Raw genomic sequence first — 21,931 nt, 5'->3', positions numbered from 1 at the left:
GGAGCACCGGACCGCCTGTCGGCGAGGCTCGGCACGACCCGCACGAACCCGGCCCGCGACGCTCCCCCGTCGCCGTGGGCTCATCTGCCGTCGCCGAGCACGGCGCCCGGTGACGGGATGGCCTTGCGTCCGATCAGGTGCGCCAGGACCAGCGCCACAGTGAGGACGACCAACGCCCACATGATCGGCAGCAGGATCGTCACCGGAGCCAGCGCGGCGACGACCAGGTTGGCCGCCCGCCGGCCACCGATCGGACGGTTCGCGCGTCGCCAGATCAGGTGGTCGGCGAGCAGGTAGACGACGATTCCGCAGGCCAGCGTGGCCTGCCCGACCGTCGCCGGAGCGTCGAGGTCGTGCCCCGGCCGAGGCAGCGTGGTACGCAACCCGAAGGCGACCAGCACCAGGCCGACGACGAGGAACAGGTGCAGGTACGCGTAGGCGTCCCGGGCCAGCGCGCCACGTTCGCCGCTCGTGCGCAGCTCGGCGAAGCGCTGGGCGACGACGACGTCGCTGCCGACGTAGGTCCACCAGAGCGCGGCGATCAGCGCGGCGCTGAGCCCCACGGCGAGGAAGGTGGCCATCGAGACGGGCGGGTCGCCGGCGGCGATGCCGGTGGAGATCACCGCCTGGCCGAGCGCGATGAGGATGATCAGGTTGAAGCGGCCCATCCACCGGCTGACCGATCGCAGCCGCCAGTTGCGGGACCGGATGAGGTAGCCGCCGCCCACGTCGACGACGAGGGCGACGGTCCAGCAGAACGTGCTGATCGGGTTGACCGGCTTCCCCGTCACGACCCCGGTCGACACCGCGCCGAAGAGCAGCGCGATCCCCACGCCGGTCGGCGCGGCCGCCCGGGCGACGATGGCGCGGAGTTCCGCGTCGTGCCGGAGCACCCACCAGAACGCCACCAGGTGCAGGATGCGAACCGCCGCGTACGCGGTGACCACGATCAGCGGCCCGGGCAGTCCGCCGGAGATGTAGCTGAACGCCTGGGGGGTGGCGATGCCGAGCATCAGGGTCAGTGCCACCGCGAGGAGGACGACGAGCCGCAGGGCGTTGCCCGCGCTGCGGATCGTCGTGGTGAACCAGGTGTAGTTGACCCACGACCACCACAGCAGCGCCAGCACGGCCAACCCCTGGAGCACCCCGATCACCGACGGGTTCCGGATCATCAGCACGGTGACCTGGATGAACGCGTACACGAAGACCAGGTCCAGGAAGAGCTCCTCGGGGGTGGCGTCGACCTCCCGGGAGGCGGTCTCCTCGACGTCGCGGTGCAATTGTTGGTGACGACCTCGCAGCACGGTCAGATGGGCGATCACCAGGCAGACCAGGGCGCCGGCGAGGAGGGTGAGCGACCCCAGAGCCGTCAGGCCGCGGGCCGGCACGGAGAGCAGCGCCACCAGGACGAGGCCGAGCACGGGGCCGCGACCGATGCGTCGGGCGGTACGCCACTCGAACGCCACCAGTCCGAGCAGGTAGAGGAAGACGCCACCGTAGAGAGCCCCGAGGTCCGGCGCGGTCCAGTGCTCCGGCTCACCGATGGGCGTCCCGCCGAGCGCCTTCTTGAGCCCGAACGCGACCAGGATCAGCCCGCCGATCATCGGCAGGTGCAGCAGGGTGTAGGCGTCGCGGGCCTGGCGCGACCGGACGTGCTGGGGCGGGGTGCCCTCCAGCGCCTGCTCGCCGGAGGGCGACGCGATGTCGAAGTACGCCCACCACAGGAACGCCACGACGAGGAGCCCGAGCGCCGCCCCGGCGAGTATGGACCAGGTGACGGGGACGTCGCCGCCGAAGCCGCGGCTCGTTCCGATCGAGATGATCGTCTCGCCGAGCGCGATGAGCATGATCAGGTTGTGTCGCTCCGCCCAGTGCCGGGCCGACGCCAGCTGCCACGTCCCTGCCCCCGCCGCCCGCAGCCCGAAGTAGTCGATGACGATCGCGACCGCGAAGAGCACGAGCTGGAGGATCTCCGCGCCCTGCCCGGGTGGTAGGTGCTGGGGCAGCAGGACCGCGCACAGCAGTAGTGGGACGCTGCCGGCGAGCGGCAGCCAGGCGAGCCGGGCCGGGGTGGACGACCAGCGGGGACCGCCACGCCGGGCCCGGGAGACGATCAGCAGGGCTCCGATCCGGGTCGCCAGGAAGCCGACGACGAAGACGAGCGGCCCGACCAACCCGAACGAGTGGTTGACGAAGACCTCCGGAATGGCGACCGCGACGAGCAGGATCACGATGGCCACCGCGAAGACGGCGACCGGCAACGCGCCGCGGTCGAGCCGGACCAGGTTCCCCACCCAGGCGTACCCGGCCCAACTGCGCCAGATGAGCAGCACCACGAGCCCGCCCTGGAGCAGCGAGTCCAGGGCTGGGCCCTCCGCCATGAGGTGGGTGACGTTGATGAAGGCGTAGACGAAGACCAGGTCCAGGAAGAGTTCCGAGCGCGTCACCCCGCCGTGTGTCGCGGCCTTGATCTCTCCACCGGCCCCGAACGCACGCTGCGAGTTCGCCTCCCCGCCGTCGTCCACCCACTTACTGTGCCTATGCGGACATGGTTCGGACGCGGAAACAGCCAATGGCCCGGGCGGGCACCGAACCGGCGCCGGCCGGGGTTCGGGAACCCGGCGAGGCACGGGCCCGGGGCGGCCCGCGGCGGTCGGCGCAGCGCGGTCACCGCGAGTCGGCGCGCCCACCTGGTGTGGATCGCCCGGCAGCGGGTAGCGGGAGCGTTCGCGGTGGCGACGGGAGGAGGTGCGCCGTGTCGGACGACGGGGATCCGACCCGGGTACGACTGGTCAGCGCACCCCAGGTGCTGCGGGAGTACGCCCTGCTCGCAGACGGCCATCGCGGCGCGCTGATCGGCCCCGACGGCGACGTGGTCTGGTTGTGCGCCCCCGGCTGGGCCGATCCCCCGCTCTTCAGCGGTCTGCTGGGTGGGCGGGGTCGCTATCTCGTCGAGCCCGTAGGCCCACGGTTCGTCTGGAGCGGGCACTACGAGCCCGGGTCGTTGATCTGGGTGAGCCGCTGGGTGACCACCGACGGCGTCGTGGAGTCCCGCGAGGCACTGCTCTTCCCCGGCGACGCCCGTCGGGTGGTGCTGCTGCGGCGGGTCCACGCGCTGGACCGCGACGCGCTCGTCCGCGTCCGGCTCGATCCCCGGGCCGACTTCGGCCGGGCCCCGCTCGTCGACGCTCGTCGCGCGGACGGCTCGTGGACGGCCCGGACGGGCGGGTTGCACGTACGGCACAGCGGCGGCGACCGGCTTCGCCTCACGCACGACGAGGCGCTCGAGGGTGAGCTGCACCTGCCGAAGGGCGGGCGACACGACCTGGTGCTGGAGGTCTCGGTCGATCCGCTCGTCGAGCCGCCGCCGGACCCGGACGTGCTCTGGCGGATCACCGAACAGGGGTGGCGGGCATCGACACCCCGCCTGGCCGGCGGCGACGCGCAACGGGACGCCGCCCTCGCCTACGCGGTGCTGAGGGGCCTGACCAGCCCGGGCGGCGGGATGGTGGCGGCGGCGAGCACTGCCTTACCGGAGCGGGCCCACGCCGGGCGCAACTACGACTACCGGTACGCGTGGATCCGGGACCAGTCGTTCGCCGGGCAGGCCGCCGCCCTGACCGGCCGGTACGAGCTGCTGGACGAGGCGGCAGCCTTCCTCACCGCGCGGGTGCTCGCCGACGGCGAACGGCTCGCGCCCGCCTACACCGTCTCCGGTGGGACCGTGCCGCCGCAGACCGACCTGGAATTCCTGCCGGGCTACCCGGGCGCTCCCGTGCGGGTCGGCAACTGGGTCCGGCGGCAGTTCCAGCTGGACGCGTTCGGGGAGGTCCTGCTCCTGCTCGCCGCCGCGGCCCACCATGACCGGTTACCGCACGACTCGTGGCGGGCGCTGGACCTCGCCGCCCGGATCGTCGAGGAACGTTGGCGCGAACCGGACTCGGGCATCTGGGAGCTGCCCGCCCAGCAGTGGACCCACTCGAAGCTCACCTGCGTGGCCGGGCTGAGAGCCGCCGCCCGGGTGGCGCCGACCGCCGTGGCCGGGCGCTGGGCGGCGCTCGCCGACGCGATCCTCGCCGACGTCGGGGCGCACGCTCGGCACTCCTCCGGGCGCTGGCAGCGGGCCTACGACGACGAGCGGGTCGACGCCGCGTTGCTGTTGCCCGGGATTCGCGGGGCGGTACCGGCGGACGATCCGCGTACCGAGGCCACTCGCCGTGCGGTGCTGGCCGAGCTGGAGCGTGACGGCTACCTGTACCGGTTCCGGCCGGACCGCAGGCCGCTCGGCGACGCCGAGGGCGCGTTCCTGCTCTGCGGGTTCACGGCGGCGCTCGCGGCGTGGCAAGCCGGCGACCGGGTGTCCGCGCTGCGGTGGTTCGAGCGCAACCGTGCGGCGTGCGGCCCCGCCGGCCTGTACACCGAGGAGTACGACGTCGGCCAGCGGCAACTGCGCGGGAACCTGCCGCAGGCGTTCGTGCACGCGTTGATGCTGGAGACGGCCCTGGTCCTCGGGCAGACCGAGGTCGGCTGAGGCCGGACCGGGCAGGGGCGGCCGGCGTTCTGGGCGTGTCACGCCACCCGGTACGGCTCCGCACGGTCGGTACGGAAGGTCAGGCCGTTGCCGCTCTCCTCGAGCGGGACGGGTGCGCTGCCGCCGACGGCCCGCACGGCGCCGTGGAACAGCATCGACTCGATCCGCACGTGGTCGTGGAACCACTCGATGTGCCGCAGGTTGGGGGTGGCCGCGGCGACCGCCAGGTGCTGGTGCGGTGCGCAGTGCGCGGACACCTCCAGGCCGGCGGCCGCCGCGACCGCCGCCGCGCGGAGGAACTCGCTGATGCCACCGCACCGGGTCACGTCGATCTGGAGGCAGTCGACGTAGGGGGCCAGGCGGTGGAAGTAGCCGAGGTCGTAGCCGTACTCGCCCGCCGCCACGTCGGGCCGGACGTGGTCCCGGACCAGTCCGAGCCCGACCGGGTCGTCGGAGCTGACCGGCTCCTCGTACCAGCGCACGTCGAGGTCGGCGACAGCGTGGGCCACGCGGATGGCCTGCTTGCGCTGGTAGGCGCCGTTGGCGTCGACGTAGAGCTCGGCGTGGTCGCCGATGGTGCGCCGCGCGGCGGTCATCCGGTCGACGTCCCGCGCCACCTCGCTCCCCCACGACTCCCCGATCTTGATCTTCACTCGGGGAATGCCGTCGTCGTGCACCCAGCCGGCGAGCTGACGGTGCTGCCGCTCGGCGTCGTAGGTGGTGAACCCACCGCTGCCGTAGACGGGGACCCGGTGGCGGGCGGTGCCGAGCAGCCGGGCCAGCGGAATCGTGTGGCGGCGGGCCTTCAGGTCCCAGACGGCGCAGTCGACGGCGGAGAGCGCCAGCCCGGCGACGCCCGGCCGGCCGGCGTTGCGCAGCCGCCGCTGCATCGCCGACCAGACCGCCGGCACGTCGTCCGAGTCCAGGCCGGCGACGACGGGACCGAGCAGGTCGGTCACCACCGGCACCACGGCCCGCGGGCCGTACGTCCAGCCGATGCCGGTGACACCGTCCGCCTCGGCCCGCACGAGCACCAGGGTGGTGCTGGTCCAGGCGAGTGTGCCGTCGCCCTCGGGAGCGTCGGTCGGCACCTGGTACGCCTCGACGGCGAGCCGCAGACCGCTCACCGTCGGCGGAGCGCGGCCCGCACCGCGAGCGCGGCAGGCCCCAGCGCGGCCAGGCCGGTCAGGCCGAGGGCGGCCAGGCGGGCGGGGCGGGACGGCGGGTGGGGACGCTGCGACCAGCTCCGCTCCGGCCTGGGGGGCACGGTCGGGCCGTGCAGGCCGGCGCGGAGCAGTTCGGCCAGGTGGATCGCGGCCCGCCCGCCGGACGCGCTCTGCTCGACCTGGGTACGGCAGCTGAACCCGTCGGCCAGCAGCACGTCGGTTTCGGCGGCGTCCCGTACGGCGGGCAGCAGGACCCGTTCGGCGCAGGCCTCGGAGACCTCGTAGTGCCCCTGCTCGAAGCCGAAGTTGCCGGCCAGGCCGCAGCAGCCGGAGTCGAGGAACTCCGCCTGGACGTCGGCGGCGGCGAGCACGGCCTGATCGGCGGCGGTACCCAGGACGGCGTGTTGGTGGCAGTGGGTCTGGATCAGCGCGCGCACCGGAAGCCGCGGCGGCTGCCAGCCCGGGGTGTGCTCGTGCAGCAGCTCCGCGAGGGTGACGGTCTGCTCCCGCAGCCGGCGCACGTCGTCGTCGGCGGGGAAGAGCTCGTGGGCGTCGCTGCGGAAGACCGCGGCACAGCTCGGTTCCAGCCCCACCACGGGAGTGCCGGCGCGCAGGTACGGGCGCAGCACGTCCACGGTGCGGCGCAGCACCCGCTTCGCGGTGCCGAGCTGACCGGTGGAAATCCAGGTCAGTCCGCAGCAGACCGGACCCTCCGGTACCCGCACCCGCCAACCGGCGGCCTCCAGCACCTCGACCGCCGCCTGCCCGATCCCCGGGTGGAACCGGTTGGTGAAGGTGTCGGGCCAGAGCAGCACCTCACCCCGCGATCCGTCACCGTGCGGACGGTGCCCGGCGAACCAGTGCTGGAAGGAGGTGCGGGCGAAGCTGGGGATGCGCCGCCGCTGGTCGATCCCGCCGAGCAGCTTCGCGAGCCAGGTCAGCCCGGGGGCCTGAGCGAGCGCGTTGACGGTGCGGGGCGCGACCCCGGCGGCGACGGCGACCACCGGCAGCCAGCCCATCGAGTAGTGCGTGCGCGGCCGGATCCGGCCGGCGTAGTGGTGGGACAGGAACTCCGCCTTGTAGGTGGCCATGTCCACGTTGACCGGGCAGTCCGCCTTGCAGCCCTTGCAGGCGAGGCAGAGGTCGAGCGCGTCCCGTACGGCAGTGGAGCGCCAACCGCCGGCGACGGCGCCACCGCGCCCGGTGCCGTCGAGCATCTCGAACAGCAACCGGGACCGTCCCCGGGTGGAGTGCTCCTCCTCCCGGGTGACCATGTAGGAGGGGCACATCACCCCGCCGTGTTCGCGGCGGCACTTGCCCACGCCGACACAGCGCAGCACAGCCTCACCGAAGCTTCCCCCGTCGTCGGGGTAGGCGAAGACGGTCTGCACGCCGCCGTGGTTGTAGTCCACGCCGAGGCGCAGGTGGCTGTCCATCGGGTACGGCGGCATCACCTTGCCGGGGTTCATCCGGTCGTCCGGGTCGAAGATCGCCTTGAACTGCCCGAACGCGCGTACGAGCCGGTCACCGTACATCTTCGGCAGCAGTTCACCGCGGCCCTGGCCATCGCCGTGCTCGCCGGAGAACGAGCCGCCGTAGGAGACGACCAGGTCGGCGGCGCGCTCGATGAAGGAGCGGAACTGCCGGATCCCCTCGGCGCTACGCAGCCGGAAGGGGATCCGGCTGTGCACGCAGCCCTGCCCGAAGTGGCCGTAGACCGAAGCCTGTTCGAGGCCGTACTCGCGGTACAGCCGCAGCAGGTCGCGCAGGTAGTCACCGAGCCGGTCCGGTGCGACGGAGGAGTCCTCCCAGCCTGGCCAGGTGCTCTCCGCGCCCGGCACGTGCGCGGTCGCGCCGAGCCCCGACTCGCGGACCTCCCACATCCGCTGTTCGGCGTCCGGGTCGGCGAACTCGTGCACGGTGGGCCCGCCGTCGCGGCGGACCTCGGCGATCAGCCGGTCCGCCGCCGCCTTGGCCTGCTCCGGGGTGTCGCCGCCGAGCTGGACCATCAGCCAGGCGCCGCCGCTGGGCAGCTCCTGCAGCGCCGCGGGGTGCAGCTTCTTGCGTCGCTCGAAGTTGATCAACTTGTCGTCGATGCCCTCGAGGGCGATCGGTTCGTGGGGCAGGACGCGCGGCACGTCGTCCCCGGCGGCGGCGATGTCCGGGTAGCTGAGGAAGACGAGCGAATTGGCCGGGACGATCGGGACCAGCTTCAGCCGGGCGCGCAGGATCGTGACCAGGGTGCCCTCGGAACCGACCAGTGCCTGGCCGACGTGGAAGTTCTTCTCGGGCAGGAGGCTGTCGAGGTTGTAGCCGGAGACCCGGCGCGGGATCTGCGGGTAGCGGGCGCGGATGTCGGCCAGGTACTCGTCGCGCAGGGCTCGCAGCTGCCGGTAGACCTCCGCGCGCCGGCCACCCCGGCGTTGGATCTCGGCGTACTGCTCGTCGTCGGTCTCCCCCACCCACATCCGGGCTCCGTCGTAGAGCAGCACCTCCAGCTCGACGATGTTGTCGACCACCTTGCCGGTGCGCTGGGCGGTGGCGCCGCAGGAGTTGTTGCCGAGCATGCCGCCGAGGGTGCAGTGGTCATGCGTGGCCGGCTTGGGGCCGTACTGGAGGCCGGTCGGGGCGAGTTGCTCGTTGAGCGTGTCGAGCACGATGCCCGGCTCGATCAGGCAGGTGCGCGAGTCGGTGTCGACCTCCAGCAGCCGGTGGCAGTACTTCGACCAGTCGAGCACGACGGCGGTGTTGGTGGATTCACCGGCCAGGCTGGTGCCGCCGCCCCGGGACAGCAGCGGGGCCCGGTGGCGACGGCAGACCGCTACGGCGGCCACCGCCGCCTCCACGGATCGGGGTACGACGACGCCGAGCGGCACCTGCCGGTAGTTCGAGGCGTCGGTGGAGTAGGCGCCCCGCGAGCCGGCGTCGAACCGGACCTCGCCGTCCACCTCGGCGCGCAGTTCGGCCGCGAGCGCGGTGAGATCGATGTCCTGCGCCGGCTCGGCCGGCCGGCGTACCGGGGCGGGCAGCAGGATCCCGGTCATGACCGGAACTCGTTGAACTTGTCGCGGGCGACACTGGCGAGCGTGGCGATCTTGTGTGGCTGGCCGCGCAGGAACGACTCGGTGAAGTACTTCGCCTGCTCGTAGCGGATCTTGCCGGGCATCGGTGGCTCGTTCGGGTTGACGTCGCAGTCGACGACCGCGGGACCGGGGTGCGCGAGGGCCTCCCGGATCGCGCCGGGCAACGCCGCGGGGTCGGCCACCTTGACGCCGAACGCGCCGCAGGCGCGCGCCCAGGCGGCGAAGTCGGCCTCCGGCTGCCGATGCCGCACGGCGTACTCGGGGTAGCCGAGGATGATCTGCTCCCAGAGGATCTGGCCGTACGAGTTGTTGTTGTTGACGATCACCTTGACCGGCAGGTCGTGCCGTACCGCGGTGAGGAACTCGGCCATCAGCATGGCGAAGCCACCGTCACCGACGAAGGCGATGACCTGGCGTCCCGGATGGGCGTGCTGCATGGCGATCGCGTACGGCAGGCCCGGCGCCATGCTGGCCAGGTTGCCGGAGAGGTAGTACTCCCGCTCGCCGCGGATCGTCCAGTGCCGGGCCGACCAGGTGGCGACCGTGCCGGAGTCGCAGGTCAGGATCGCGTCGTTGGTCGCGGCCTCGTCGACGCAGCCCATCAGGTACTGCGGCGCGATCGGATTGCGGTCCGGGTCGCGCAGCGACACCATGTCGGAGAGCCAGGCGTCGCGTGACTTCTGGTACTTGCCGAGGAACGACCGCTCGGTACGCGCCTGCAGCATCGGTAGCAGTTGCCCCAGCGCGAGCCGCGCGTCGGCGGTGATGGCGGCTTCGACGGGCAGCCGCAACCCGATCAGGCTCGGGTCCACGTCGATCTGCACGACCCGCGCCTGACCCGGCTCGGGCAGGTACTTCCCGTACGGGTAGGAGGTGCCCACCATCAGCAGGGTGTCGCACTCCTCCATCAGCTCCTCGCTCGGTCGGGTGCCGAGCAGGCCGAGACCGCCGGTGGTGAGCGGATGGTCGTCGGGCACCACCATCTTTCCGGGCAGGGTCTTCACGATGGGGCTGGCCAGCGCCTCGGCCACGGCAAGCACCTCGTCGCGCGCGCCGCGGGCGCCGACGCCGACCAGCATCGCCACCTTCCGGCCGGCGTTGAGCACCTCGGCGGCGCGATCCAGGTCGGTCTGCGCGGCCGGCACCGGCGGCTGCGACAGCACCGTGCTGCTCTTCGGGGGTTTGCCCGGGCTGACGTGCCGGTAGGGGTCGCCGGTGATCGGAGCCACCTGGAGGTCGTTGGGGAAGGAGAGGTGGGCCACCGTCCGCTTGCCGAGCGCGTTACGGATCGCCAGGTCGACCACCCCCGGCACCTGCTGCGGGTTGGTGATCATCAGGTTGTACGCGGCCACGTCCTGGAAGAGCTGCGTGGTGTGCACCTCCTGCTGGTAGTTGGACCCGAGCACCGACGTCTCCTGCATGCCGGTGATCGCCAGCACCGGCACGTGGTCGAGTTTGGCGTCGTAGAGGCCGTTGAGCAGGTGGATGGCGCCCGGCCCGGAGGTGGCGGCGCAGACGCCGAGCCGGCCGGTGGCCTTCGCGTACCCCGTGGCCATGAAGGCGGCGGCCTCCTCGTGGTGCACCAGGATGAACCGGATCTTGTCGCGGTGCCGGCGGAAGCCCTCCATGAGGCCGTTGATGCCGTCGCCCGGCAGGCCGAAGATGGTGTCGACCCCCCAGTCCACCAGTCGCCGGGCCAGGCACTCGCCAACGATCTCCTGCACGTCGCCCTCCTCGCTCCGGGTTCGCCCGCCCCCGACCGGTGTCGGGGCCACAGCTGCGCGAGCGCGGAACCGGACAGCATCCGGCAGAGCGAACTTGGCGGCGGCTACCCGTCGTCCGGGGCGGTAAACGCCAGACGGGTACGAGATGTCACCACCACCGGTGGATTCGGCCGGCCCGGCCGCCGACGTGCGGCGGAGGCGGCGTGATCAGGTGGCTCGCCGGGCGCGGGCGATCAGGTACCCGGCGAGCAGGCCGGCGGCGAGAACGAGCCCGCCGGCGGGGAGCGGGCGGCGCCGGAGTCCCCGGCGAGCGTCGGCGACGCTCGCCGCCGCGTCGCCGACCGTACCCACCAGCAGGTCACCGAGCCGACCGAGGTGCACGGCGCCACCGCCCTCCGCGAGTTGCCGGCACGCCAGTACCCGTGCCGATCAGCCCGAAACGGGGAACCCGCCCGCCCGGCAGGGCGAACGGGCGGGTCCCACCGCGGGTGACGGGCCCCGTCAGCGCCGATGGATCGTGTAGACCGCTCCGTTGGAGAGCGACAGCACCGCGAGGTTGCCGTCCGGGTCGGTCTCGATGTCGGTGACGGCGCCGAAGTCGCGGCCGACCAGCAGACTCTCACTCTCCGTGATCTCGTGCTTGGCGAGGTTGTCCGCCACCCGGTCCTTCAGCCGGGGATCGGAGACGGCGACCTGCCGGCCGTTGCCGGTCAGGTTGAAGCGGAACAGGTATCCCCCGTCGAGGGCCCCGGTCGCGGCCCCCATGAAGAGGTCACCCTCGTACTGCGGGCCGAGCCGGCGGCTGTCGAGGAAGCCCAGCCCGCCGGGCGCGACCTCCCACTTCCAGCTGAACTCCGGATCGCTGTAGTGCGCTCCGGGGAGCATGAAGAGCCGGCGGAGCGCCGTCCACGGGCTGTCCGCGATGTTCGTCGGCGGCCAGCGCAGCTGCTGGAGGTTCTGCCCACCGAACGTCGTCTCGATCTCCTTGAACTGGTCGACCCGCCCCACCGGCCCGGCGATCTGGATCCAGCCGCCGTTCATCCCCGGCTCCAGCCGGTTCAGCTCGCTGAAGCTGTCATCGCCGTTCTCCTGCATCCACACGTTCCCGGTGTCGGGATCGACGGCCATGCCGAAGCCGTTGCGGTGGCCGTAGGAGAAGATCTTCTGGACGGTGGCGCCGACCTCGCCGCCCATCTTCGCGCCGGCCCGGAAGAACGGGTTGCTGATCGGCGTGCTGCCGTCGTCGTTGAGGCGCAGGACCACGCCGCTGAGGTGGGCCCGGTCCGGCGCCGGGCCGCCGAACTGGTCGTCCGCGACGGTCGGCCCCGGGCAGGTGGCGGTCGGCCCGCAGGTGAGGTTCTGCAGTCGGCCGCGCCGGCCGAGGTCGCCCGTGAAGACGTAGAGCTTCCGGTCCCGGCCGAAGCTGAGCACCCCGCCGTTGTGGTTGCCGCGGGCCGGCTGACCGGCGTCCTCCTGCACCGCGCGGATGCGAATCAGGTTCCGGTCGAAGGTGAGCGTGCTCCCGTTCCAGACGAAGCGGTCCACCCGGTTGCCGAGCTGCGCGGTCTCGGTGACGACGTTGCTGTCCGCGCCGGTCGTGCTCTCCGTCCAGTACAGATAGACCCCGGGGTTCGCCGGGAAGCGCGGGTGCAGGGCGATGCCGAGCAGTCCTCGCTCGGAGGCGGAGTTGACGGCGAGGTCGAGGGGCGTGCCGGCGACGACTCCGTCGACCACCCGCTGGACCCGTCCGGTCGTCTTCTCGATCACGAACATGTCGTCGTCGCCGAGGAAGGCCATGCCGGTGGGGCTGACCAGCCCGGTGACGGCCGTGCGCACCGCCAGTTTCGGGTCGAGCATCGTGGGACCGCCCGGTTCGGCGTTGGCCGGCCCGCCGGTCACGGTCACGGAGAGGCCGGTCGCGGCCAGGGCGAGCAACGCGACGGTCCTTCGGGTACGACGGCGTCGGGGTGGCGGCACACGATCGTCGGGGGATCCGATCGGTGGTTCCGGGGGCTTGCGGCTTGGGTCGACGGCACGGACATGTCGTACGGGCATGCCAGGTTTCCCTTCTTCCCGACTGATGACGCGAATTCCGTGGACGGTGTCGCCGGGCGTGACCCGGCGCCTCGCGTGGTTCGGTGGTGGTGGCCTCCTCCCTGTTCAACGCGGGCACAAGCCAGGGGCGTTACGGCCGGTCCCGGACGACGACCGCCGGGCCTCGTCGCCGTCGGGCACCCCGCCCGGGGCCGAGGCCGGCGAACCCACCGACAACGTTCGTCGCGCGGCCGCGCCGAGACCGGGCCCCACTGGTAGGCACGCGGAGCGGGTGGGACCGGTTCACGGTCGATCGATGAATTTCGAAGAATCGGGGAAGCCGCCGGTCGGCTACTCGGGACGCAGCTTCGCCTGGGCGAACGCCCCCTTCACCGCGGCGGAGAGCGCGGTGATGTCGTACGCACCGTGGTGGCGGCGGCCGTTGATGAAGAAGGTGGGTGTTCCGGAGACCCCGCTGAGGTCGGCCGAGTCGACGTCCTCACCGATCCGGTCGACGCTCCGGCGCTCGGCGAGGTAGTCCCGGAACCGGTCCAGATCCAGGCCGAGCTGCTCCGCGTAGTGGAGCATGTCGACGGTGCCCAGCGCGTCCTGGTGCTCGAAGAGCAGGTCGTGCATCTCCCAGAACGCGCCCTGGTCCCCGGCCGCCTCGGCGGCCTCGGCGGCGAGTTCGGCGTGCGGATGGACCTCGGTGAGCGGCAGGTGCCGCCACACGTACCGGATCTTGGTGAACTCGGCCAGCAGCTCCCGGACCACCGGCTCGGCCTGCCCGCAGTAGGGGCATTCGAAGTCGCCGTACTCGACGACCGTCACGGGCGCGTCCGCCGGCCCTCGGATGTGGTCCCGGTCCATGTCGACGGGCACCAGCAGATCGACGATCTCCTCCGCGGTACCGAGCAACGCGCGGGCGCGCCGCTCGGCCGGCAGCCGGGCGGCGAGCCGGAAGACCGACCAGGTGACGACGGCCGACACCACCGTCGCGGCGAGGATGCCGAGCTTCGCCTCGTCCAGCGCCGGACCGCTCAGCGCGTGGGAGGCGACCAGGAGGGCGACGGTGAATCCGATGCCGGAGACCGTGCCGACGCCGGTCACCGCGCCCCAGCCCACGGGGGGCCGGAGCCGGTTGTGGGTGAGTACGGTCACCAGGCGCGAGGTGAGGATGATCCCCACCGGCTTGCCGATCACGTACGCCACGACCACACCGAGCGTGACCGGAGAGGTGACGGCCCGGGCCAGCAGCTCACCGTCGATGACGAGGCCGACGTTGGCCAGGGCGAAGAGCGGCACGATCACGTAGCTCGCCCACGGGTGGTAGAGGTGCTGCAGGCGGTCGTTCGGGGAGAGCGCGGCCACCAGACCGGCGCGCACCGAGTGGGCGAACTGCGGGGTGGGCTGTTCCCGGAAGAGGCGGAACAGGTCGCTCGTGCGCTCCAGGTCGACCCGGCTCGGGGCGTAGGCGTAGGTGAGCAGACCCATCAGGAGGCCCACCACGACCGGGTCGACACCGGAGACCGAGACCGCCACCCAGGCCGCCACGCCGAGCAGCAGGTAGATCGGCCCGTACCGAAACCCGGTCGCCCGCGCCAGCAGGACGACGGCGAAGATCCCGCCCGCGGTGAGCAGCGCGGGCGGCGACGGGTGCTCCGGGTAGGCGACGGCCAGCACGACGATGGCGACCACGTCGTCGACGACGGAGACCGTCAGCAGGAAGCCGCGCAGCCGATCCGAGAAGCGTGGTCCGAGGATGGCGAGCGTGGCGAGCGCGAGCGCGGTGTCGGTCGCCATCACCACGCCCCAACCGGCCGCGGTGGTGTTCCCGGCGTTGATCGCGAGATAGATCAGGATCGGCACGAGCATGCCGCCGAGCCCGGCCAGCAGCGGCAACGTGAGCCGCCGCCGTTCCCGCAGCTCCCCGATGTCGAAGTCGCGACGCAGCTCCAACCCGGCGACCAGGAAGAAGATCGTCATGAGTCCGCTGTTGACCCAGCCGCGCAGGTCGCGGGCGAGTTCCCAGTCGCCGAGTCGCAGGGAGAGCGGCGTGTGCCAGAACGACTCGTACGACGACAGGCCGACGTTCGCCCAGACGAGAGCGGCCACCGTGGCGAGCACGACCAGGCGGGCGCTGCCGGTCTCGGTACGCAGGAAGGAGCGGAGCGAGGCGTCGAACCGGCCGACCCACGTGGTCTGACCGGACCATCGTGGTCGGCCGGCGCCTCTCGTCATCGCGCTCTCCTCGACCGTCTCCCCTGCCGTCCGGATTCCGGCAATTCACCCTAGCTGTCCGGTGGAGTGCGCTCGGCGCTGATCCGGCACACCGCGGCGGTCCGGTCCGGAACACGCAGCCCGGTGGCCCCGGCGACACCGTGGCGGACGAGCCGGGTCAGCCGGCGGACCGGCTGCCTGCCGTCTCCCCGTGCGACGGGGGTCGCCCGCCGACTTCCCGCTCCGACTCGGCGGTGAGCAGCGCGGCGAGGTCGGCGGCCGAGCCGGGGCGGGCGCCGGCCAGCCCGGGGATCCGGTCGAGCAACCGGTGCACCAGCGGAGCCCAGGCCGGCAGCAGGTGCGCCGCGCCGAGCAGGCCGGCGTCGGCCAGCCCCGCGGCCGCCGGCATCGTGCGCACCTCACCCCCGGCGACCACGGCCACCGCGTCCGCCCAGCGGTAGGCGAGATCGACGTCGTGGGTGGAGAGCACCACGGTGGTGCCGGCGGCGTGCAGGTCGTCCAACGTCCGCAGCAACGCCTCCACCCCGGCCGGGTCGAGCCCGGCGGTCGGCTCGTCCAGGATGAGCAGCCGGGGTCGCATCGCCACCGCCCCGGCGATGGCCACCCGTTTGCGCTGGCCGTAGGAGAGCAGGTGGGTCGGACGGTCGGCGAGCGCGGCCACCCCGAGCGCGGTCAGCGCCTCGTCGCAGCGGCGTCGGACCTCCTCCGGCGGCAGCCCCAGATTGACCGGCCCGAAGGAGACGTCCTGCCGGACGCTGGCGGAGAAGAGTTGGTCGTCCGGGTCCTGGAGCACCAGCTGCACCTGCTGTCGTAGCGCGCGCAGACCCGTCCGGTTGTGCCGCACCCGGACACCGGCGACGGCGACCTGGCCGGCGCCGGGCGTCAGCGCGCCGGCGGCGAGCCGGAACAGGGTCGTCTTGCCACCCCCGTTGGGGCCGACCACGGACAACCGCTGGCCCGGCTCGACGCGGAGGTCGGCGCCGGAGAGGACCGGACGGCCCGGCTGGTAGGCGAAGTGCACGCCGGCGACGTCCAGCAGCGGATCGGTCACCACTGTGGCCCGACGACGACGGCGGCGGTCACCGCGACGATCAGGACGAGCAGTCCTCCACTCGCCACCAGGAACGGCGGCGACATCCGTCGCGCCTCGACCTGCACCGCGAGCGAACCGGTGTATCCCCGCAACGCCAACCCCTCCTCCAGGCGCCGTGCCCGGCTGAACGCCCGCACGAAGATGGCGCCCGCCTGCCCCGCGAGCGACCGGTAGGCGGTGCGCCAGGTCCGGAAGCCGAGCCGGGCCGCCTGCGCCTCCCGGACCGCGCGCACGCTCTCCACCAGGAGGAAGAGCATCCGATAGGTCAGCGCGGCGACCTCGGTGACCGCCGCGGGCACCCCGAGCCGTTGCAGCCTCGGCAGCACCTCCGACAGCGGTGTGGTGGCGCTGAACAGCAGCAGGCAGGTCAGCGCCGCCACCGACCGTCCGGCCGTGTGCGCCGCCGTGCCGAAGCCGGCGGGGTTGACCGACAGCCGGATCGGCGCGTGCACCGTCACCACCAGCGGCACCGTCGACGTCGCCACGAAGAGCAGTGGCACTCTCGCCGCCCGCAGCACCACGGCCGGCGACACCCGTGCCGGCCCGACGAGCAGCACCGCCGCCGCCAGGCCGGAGAGCAGCGCGCCCGGCCACGGCGGCAGGATCACCGCGCAGGCCAGCAACCCGAGCGAGAGCAGCGCCTTCTCCCCGGGGTGCCGTGACCGCCACGGGCCGGTGTGGGCCGCGACGTCGAGAGCGAACACCTACTCGTGCGGCTGCTCGGCGATGCGGCACCGCCGCCGCGTCCGGGCGACCCCGAAGTAGTAGCCGAGGAAACCGGCGCCGAGCGCCGCCTGGAGCGCGAAGAGCGCGGACTCCACCTCGCCCGAGGGCGGCTCGTAGATCGGCGAGAACCAGGGTTCGTAGTCGGGGTGGTCGTCGACGATCGCCTGCTCGGCGAGCGCGTCCGCGCCGGCGAACGGCTCCTCACCGGAACCGAGGCCGAGCGCCACCGGCGCCACCGCCAGCAGCACCACCGCGAGCAGCAGGAGCAGGTTGATCCGGGAGAAGCGCTTCACGCCTGCACCGCCGGCTTCCGCAGCACGCCGAGCCGGCGCAGCTCGTCGCCGCTGACCCGGGTCAGGAGGCGTACCACCAGCACGGAGAGCAGCCCCTCGCTGACGGCCAACGGGATCTGGGTCACCGCGAAGATCCCGCCGAACTTGACGAGCGCGCCCACAAAGCCGGTCGCCGGGTCGGGGAACGCCAGCGCCAGCTGGGCGCTGGTGACGCAGTAGGTGGCCAGGTCGCCCAGTGCCGCCGCGGCGAAGACCGCCACGTCCAGTCCGCCGCCGAGCCGGCGGATCAGCGCGTAGACCGCGTACGCCACCCACGGGCCGACGATCGCCATCGAGAAGATGTTGGCGCCCAGTGTGCTCAACCCGCCGTGCGCGAGCAGCACCGCCTGGAAGAGCAGCACGATGCCGCCGAGCACGCTCATCACCGGCGGTCGGAACAGCACCGCCCCCAGGCCGGTGCCGGTCGGGTGTGAGCAGGAACCCGTCACCGAGGGAATCTTCAACGCGGAGAGCACGAAGGTGAACGCGCCCGCGGCGCCGAGCAGCAGCTTCGACTCCGGGTCCCGGCGGACCTGCTGGACCAGCGCCCGGCTGCCGTGGACGACGAACGGTGTGGACACCGCGAACCACGCCGCGGCCTGTATCGGGGGGAGGTACCCCTCGGCGATGTGCATCGACGACCTTCCTCTCCAGCACCTCGTGGATGAGATCCCGTCAAGGCCGGTCTCCTGGCTTCCGGATCGACGCTCACTCCGGCCTTCCCAGGCCCGGATGGGCCCAGTGGCGTTTCTCGGAGATCGCTACCCGGTCACAGTGGCGAGGGCCGCGCCGGCATTTCACCGGCTTCCCGTGCACCTTGACGGGCGAGAGGCTATCGGGCCGTCACCGGGCGGGGCAAGCGCCCGACGGGCAGCGTGACGTACGCCGCCCCTGGCGGCGACGTCCGGACCGGACGGAGCCCGACCCGGGGACGACGCCGGTCGCCCGACCGACGACGACGGCGCCCCGGTGGACGACATGCTCCCGGCCACGGCATCGCGGCGGACGGCACGCTCCCGGGCGACGGTGAGAGAAAGGCGACACGCGGACGCGACATCTGGTGTTGCCGACCCGCCGACGGCGGCATATATGGTGTCTCACGCAGCTGGTTCGGCCGCACCTGCACGGGGCGGCCGAGGCAAGAGGGAACCCGGTGCGAATCCGGGACTGCCCCGCAGCGGTGAGTGGGAACGAACGCCGTCATCGAGCACTGGGCCCGACGGGCCTGGGAAGCGACGGCCAGTAGGCGACCGGTCTCCCCCGGTCACGCCCGCGAGTCCGAAGACCTGCCAGCGCGCCGCACGCGTCGCGTGCGGTGGTCGGAGGCCGCGCGGGACGGCCGACGCCATCAGCCGGCCGGTCACGGCCGGCCTGCCGTGAGGCGGCCAGTGGCGTTCCTCCTGCGCGTTCGTCGACAGTGGACATGCGTGAGGAGGGGACATGACGGCGACGCAGGAGCAGGCGGCAGTCGATCAGGCGGTGCCGGAGCAGCGTCGGCATGTGATGCAGGTCCGTAAGCGCGACGGCGACACCGAGCCGGTGGACGTCAACAAGATCGTCAGGGCGGTGGAGCGGTGGGTCGCCGACCTGGGCGAGGTGGACCCGCTGCGAGTCGCCACCCGGACGATCAGCGGGCTGTACGACGGGGCCACCACCGCGGAGCTGGACAAGTTGTCCATCCAGACGGCTGCGGAGCTGATCGGTGAGGAGCCGCAGTACTCGAAGCTCGCGGCGCGGCTGCTCGCCGCCTACGTGGACAAGGAGGTGCGCGGGCAGGGCGTCGAGAGCTTCAGCCAGTCCATCCGGTACGCCCACGGTCTGGGCCTGATCGGCGACGACACGGCCGAGTTCGTGGCACGTCACGCGCGCAAGCTGGACGACGCCGTGGAACCGGCCGGTGATCTGCGGTTCGAGTACTTCGGCCTGCGCACGGTCGCGGACCGCTACCTGCTGCGGCACCCGCAGTCGCGGCTGGTGGTCGAGACACCGCAGTACTGGCTGCTGCGGGTGGCGTGCGGCCTCTCCGAGACGCCGGTCGAGGCGGTCGAGTTCTACCGGCTCATGTCGTCGCTGGCGTACCTGCCGAGTTCGCCGACCCTGTTCAACTCGGGCACCCGGCACACCCAGATGTCGTCCTGCTTCCTGGTCGACTCGCCCCGCGACGAGCTGGACTCGATCTACGAGCGCTACCACCAGGTGGCGAAGCTGTCGAAGTTCTCCGGCGGCATCGGCATCGCCTGGTCGCGGGTGCGCGGCCGTGGCGCGCTGATCCGCGGCACGAACGGCAGGTCGAACGGGATCGTGCCGTTCCTCAAGACCCTCGACGCCGGCGTCGCGGCGGTCAACCAGGGCGGCCGGCGCAAGGGGGCGGCCTGCGTGTACCTGGAGCCGTGGCACCCGGACGTCGAGGAGTTCCTCGAGCTGCGCGACAACACCGGTGAGGAGTCCCGGCGTACGCACAACCTCAACCTGGCGAACTGGATCCCGGACGAGTTCATGCGGCGGGTCGAGGCCGACGGCGACTGGTCGCTCATCGACCCGTCCGAGGCGCCGGAGCTGCCGGACCTGTACGGCGAGGAGTTCGACGAGGCGTACCGGGCGGCCGAGAAGAAGGCCGTGAAGACGGTCAAGGCCCGGGAGCTGTACGGGCGGATGATGCGCACGCTCGCGCAGACCGGCAACGGGTGGATGACGTTCAAGGACCCGTCGAACCGGCTCTCCAACCAGACCGGCGCGCCCGGCAACACGATCCACCTGTCGAACCTCTGCACCGAGATCCTGGAGGTGAACAACGACGCCGAGACCGCGGTCTGCAATCTGGGCTCGGTCAACCTCGGCGCGCACGTCACCGCCGACGGGGTCGACTGGGAGAAGCTGCGCTCGACGGTGCGTACCGCGGTGGTCTTCCTCGACCGGGTGATCGACATCAACTACTACCCGGCCGAGCAGGCGGCGGCGTCGAACCCGCGCTGGCGGCCGGTCGGGCTCGGGCTGATGGGCCTGCAGGACGCCTTCTTCACCCTGCGCCTGCCGTTCGACTCCGCGCAGGCCCGGGAGCTCTCCACCCGGGTGCAGGAGGAGATCTTCCTGACCGCGTTGGAGACGTCGGCCGGGCTCGCCGAGCGGTTCGGCCCGCACCCCGCGTACGCCGAGACCCGCGCCGCCAAGGGCGACCTGCACCCGGACCTGTGGGGCGTCGAGCCCAGCCAGACGGCCCGGTGGGCCGCGCTGCGGTCGGCGGTCGCCGCGCACGGCCTGCGCAACTCGCTGCTGGTCGCGATCGCCCCGACCGCGACGATCGCCTCGATCGCCGGCTGCTACGAGTGCATCGAGCCGCAGGTCTCCAACCTGTTCAAGCGCGAGACCATGTCCGGCGAGTTCCTCCAGGTCAACACGTATCTGGTGCGTGAGCTGAAGGCGCGCGGGCTCTGGACGCCCGCGATCCGGGAGCAGATCAAGCGCGCCGAGGGCTCGGTGCAGGGGATCGCCGACCTGCCCGTCGACGTCCGTGAGCTGTTCCGCACCGCCTGGGAGCTGCCGCAGCGGGCACTGATCGACCTCGCGGCCGCCCGCGCCCCGTTCATCGACCAGTCGCAGTCACTGAACCTGTTCCTGGCCGCGCCGACCATCGGCAAGTTGTCGTCGATGTACCTCCACGCCTGGAAGTCCGGGCTGAAGACCACCTACTACCTGCGGTCGCGTCCCGCGACCCGCATCCAGCAGGCCACCGTCGCCGTCGGTCAGACGGTGAAGCCGATCGTCGCCGTGAGCGACGACGAGGCGCTGGCCTGTTCCCTGGAGAACCCCGAGAGCTGCGAGGCCTGCCAGTGACCACGATCCCCGAACCCCGCACCACCGGCGCCGAAGCGCGGCAGATGCTGCTCGACCCCGGCATGGACCTGACGCTGCGTCCGATGCGGTACCCGCACTTCTTCGACCGGTTCAAGGACGCCATCAAGAACACCTGGACCGTCGAGGAGGTCGACCTGCACTCCGACCTCGCCGACCTGGCGAAGCTTTCCCCCGCCGAGCGGCACCTGGTGTCCCGGCTGGTCGCGTTCTTCGCCACCGGCGACACCATCGTCGCCAACAACCTGGTGCTCAACCTCTACCAGCACGTCAACAGCCCGGAGGGCCGGCTCTACCTGTCCCGCCAGCTCTTCGAGGAGGCGGTGCACGTCCAGTTCTACCTGAACCTGCTGGACACCTACGTGCCGGACGACAGCGAACGCTTCGCGGCGTTCGCGGCGATCGAGAACATCCCGTCCATCCGGCGCAAGGCCGAGTTCTGCTTCCGCTGGATCGACTCCATCTTCGAGCTGCGCGAGCTGCGGACCCGGGAGGACCGCCGGGCGTTCCTGCTGAACCTGATCTGCTTCGCCGCGTGCATCGAAGGGCTCTTCTTCTACGGCGCGTTCGCCTACGTCTACTTCCTGCGCTCCCGCGGCCTGCTCAACGGGCTCGCCTCGGGCACCAACTGGGTGTTCCGCGACGAGTCCATGCACATGGCCTTCGCCTTCGACGTGGTGGAGACCGTACGGCGCGAGGAGCCGGAGCTCTTCGACGACGAGCTGGCCCGCCAGGTGCGGGAGATGCTGGCCGAGGCGGTCGAGTGCGAGGTGCAGTTCGCCGAGGACCTGCTCGAGCAGGGCGTCTCCGGGCTCTCCCTCGGCGACATGCGGGAGTACCTGCAACACGTCGCCGACCGCCGGCTCGCCCAGCTCGGCATCGAGCCGCTCTACGGTTCGGCGAACCCGTTCGCGTTCATGGAGCTGCAGGACGTGCAGGAGTTGTCGAACTTCTTCGAGCGCCGGGTCTCGGCATACCAGGTCGCGGTGACGGGCAGCGTCACCTTCGACGACGACTTCTGACCGGCGGCGCTCCGCACCGGGCCGTCCGACGCCCGGTGCGGAGCGCGCAGACCACCCTCCGGGCCCGCCCGGCGCGGATCGACCTGATCCGCGCCCGGCGGGCCCGCCCCGTTTCCCGGCCCGGACGCAC

General features: G+C 72.1%; 14 protein-coding genes and 2 riboswitches. Of the genes, 3 read left to right on the top strand and 11 right to left on the bottom strand.

From position 1 onward, the window contains the following. Positions 1-80: 80 nt before the first annotated feature. Complete coding sequence (locus tag D7044_RS10505) at positions 81-2,525, bottom strand: low temperature requirement protein A (protein WP_147434631.1); 2,445 nt, start codon at positions 2,523-2,525, stop codon at positions 81-83. A 230-nt stretch (positions 2,526-2,755) separates the two neighbouring features. Between D7044_RS10505 and D7044_RS10500 the strand changes: the two genes are divergently transcribed. Next, positions 2,756-4,531, top strand: a complete 1,776-nt coding sequence (locus tag D7044_RS10500) for a glycoside hydrolase family 15 protein (protein ID WP_233564933.1) — start codon at positions 2,756-2,758, stop codon at positions 4,529-4,531. A 38-nt stretch (positions 4,532-4,569) separates the two neighbouring features. On the opposite strand, the gene D7044_RS10495 is transcribed toward D7044_RS10500, so the two are convergent. The 10 genes from D7044_RS10495 to D7044_RS10455 all read right to left on the bottom strand — a co-directional run bounded on the left by D7044_RS10495 (position 4,570) and on the right by D7044_RS10455 (position 17,565). Next, positions 4,570-5,658, bottom strand: a complete 1,089-nt coding sequence (locus D7044_RS10495) for an enolase C-terminal domain-like protein (RefSeq protein WP_120688701.1) — start codon at positions 5,656-5,658, stop codon at positions 4,570-4,572. Continuing rightward, complete coding sequence (locus tag D7044_RS10490) at positions 5,655-8,741, bottom strand: FAD-binding and (Fe-S)-binding domain-containing protein (protein ID WP_120688700.1); 3,087 nt, start codon at positions 8,739-8,741, stop codon at positions 5,655-5,657. The genes D7044_RS10495 and D7044_RS10490 overlap by 4 nt, the downstream gene beginning before the upstream one ends. Next, entirely contained in the window at positions 8,738-10,504 is a 1,767-nt protein-coding gene (locus D7044_RS10485) for a thiamine pyrophosphate-dependent enzyme (protein WP_233564932.1), read from the bottom strand. Before D7044_RS10485 ends, D7044_RS10490 begins: the two co-directional genes overlap by 4 nt. 207 nt (positions 10,505-10,711) lie before the next feature. Next, positions 10,712-10,885: a hypothetical protein gene (locus D7044_RS32350; protein WP_158609979.1), complete on the bottom strand. Its 174-nt coding sequence runs from the start codon at positions 10,883-10,885 to the stop codon at positions 10,712-10,714. Positions 10,886-11,005: 120 nt separating this feature from the next. Then, positions 11,006-12,439, bottom strand: a complete 1,434-nt coding sequence (locus D7044_RS10480) for a PQQ-dependent sugar dehydrogenase (protein ID WP_158609978.1) — start codon at positions 12,437-12,439, stop codon at positions 11,006-11,008. Between the two features lie 450 nt (positions 12,440-12,889). Next, the gene (gene nhaA, locus D7044_RS10475; RefSeq protein WP_120688698.1) at positions 12,890-14,779 is read right to left on the bottom strand and encodes a Na+/H+ antiporter NhaA; all 1,890 of its coding nucleotides are present in this window, start codon (positions 14,777-14,779) and stop codon (positions 12,890-12,892) included. Between the two features lie 157 nt (positions 14,780-14,936). After that, positions 14,937-15,833 carry an energy-coupling factor ABC transporter ATP-binding protein gene (locus D7044_RS10470; protein ID WP_199716563.1) on the bottom strand — a complete coding sequence of 299 codons (897 nt, stop codon included), beginning with the start codon at positions 15,831-15,833 and terminating at the stop codon, positions 14,937-14,939. After that, complete coding sequence (gene cbiQ / locus D7044_RS10465) at positions 15,827-16,576, bottom strand: cobalt ECF transporter T component CbiQ (RefSeq protein ID WP_120688697.1); 750 nt, start codon at positions 16,574-16,576, stop codon at positions 15,827-15,829. The genes D7044_RS10470 and cbiQ overlap by 7 nt, the downstream gene beginning before the upstream one ends. Beyond that, positions 16,577-16,891 carry an energy-coupling factor ABC transporter substrate-binding protein gene (locus D7044_RS10460; RefSeq protein WP_120688696.1) on the bottom strand — a complete coding sequence of 105 codons (315 nt, stop codon included), beginning with the start codon at positions 16,889-16,891 and terminating at the stop codon, positions 16,577-16,579. It abuts the gene before it with no gap. Then, positions 16,888-17,565: an energy-coupling factor ABC transporter permease gene (locus D7044_RS10455; RefSeq protein WP_120688695.1), complete on the bottom strand. Its 678-nt coding sequence runs from the start codon at positions 17,563-17,565 to the stop codon at positions 16,888-16,890. Before D7044_RS10455 ends, D7044_RS10460 begins: the two co-directional genes overlap by 4 nt. A gap of 27 nt (positions 17,566-17,592) precedes the next feature. Continuing rightward, positions 17,593-17,765, bottom strand: a riboswitch (cobalamin riboswitch). A 254-nt stretch (positions 17,766-18,019) separates the two neighbouring features. After that, positions 18,020-18,238: riboswitch (cobalamin riboswitch) on the top strand. Between the two features lie 132 nt (positions 18,239-18,370). Here D7044_RS10455 and D7044_RS10450 point away from each other — a divergent pair. Next, the gene (locus D7044_RS10450) at positions 18,371-20,761 is read left to right on the top strand and encodes a ribonucleoside-diphosphate reductase subunit alpha (protein ID WP_120688694.1); all 2,391 of its coding nucleotides are present in this window, start codon (positions 18,371-18,373) and stop codon (positions 20,759-20,761) included. Positions 20,762-20,805: 44 nt separating this feature from the next. Further along, positions 20,806-21,801: a ribonucleotide-diphosphate reductase subunit beta gene (locus tag D7044_RS10445; RefSeq protein WP_120688775.1), complete on the top strand. Its 996-nt coding sequence runs from the start codon at positions 20,806-20,808 to the stop codon at positions 21,799-21,801. Positions 21,802-21,931 lie beyond the last annotated feature (130 nt).

Source organism: Micromonospora musae (assembly GCF_003626635.1).
Classification (GTDB): Bacteria; Actinomycetota; Actinomycetes; order Mycobacteriales; family Micromonosporaceae; genus Micromonospora; species Micromonospora musae.
The sequence above is the reverse complement of the archived record's forward strand: the minus strand, read 5'-3'. Positions and strand labels throughout refer to the sequence as shown.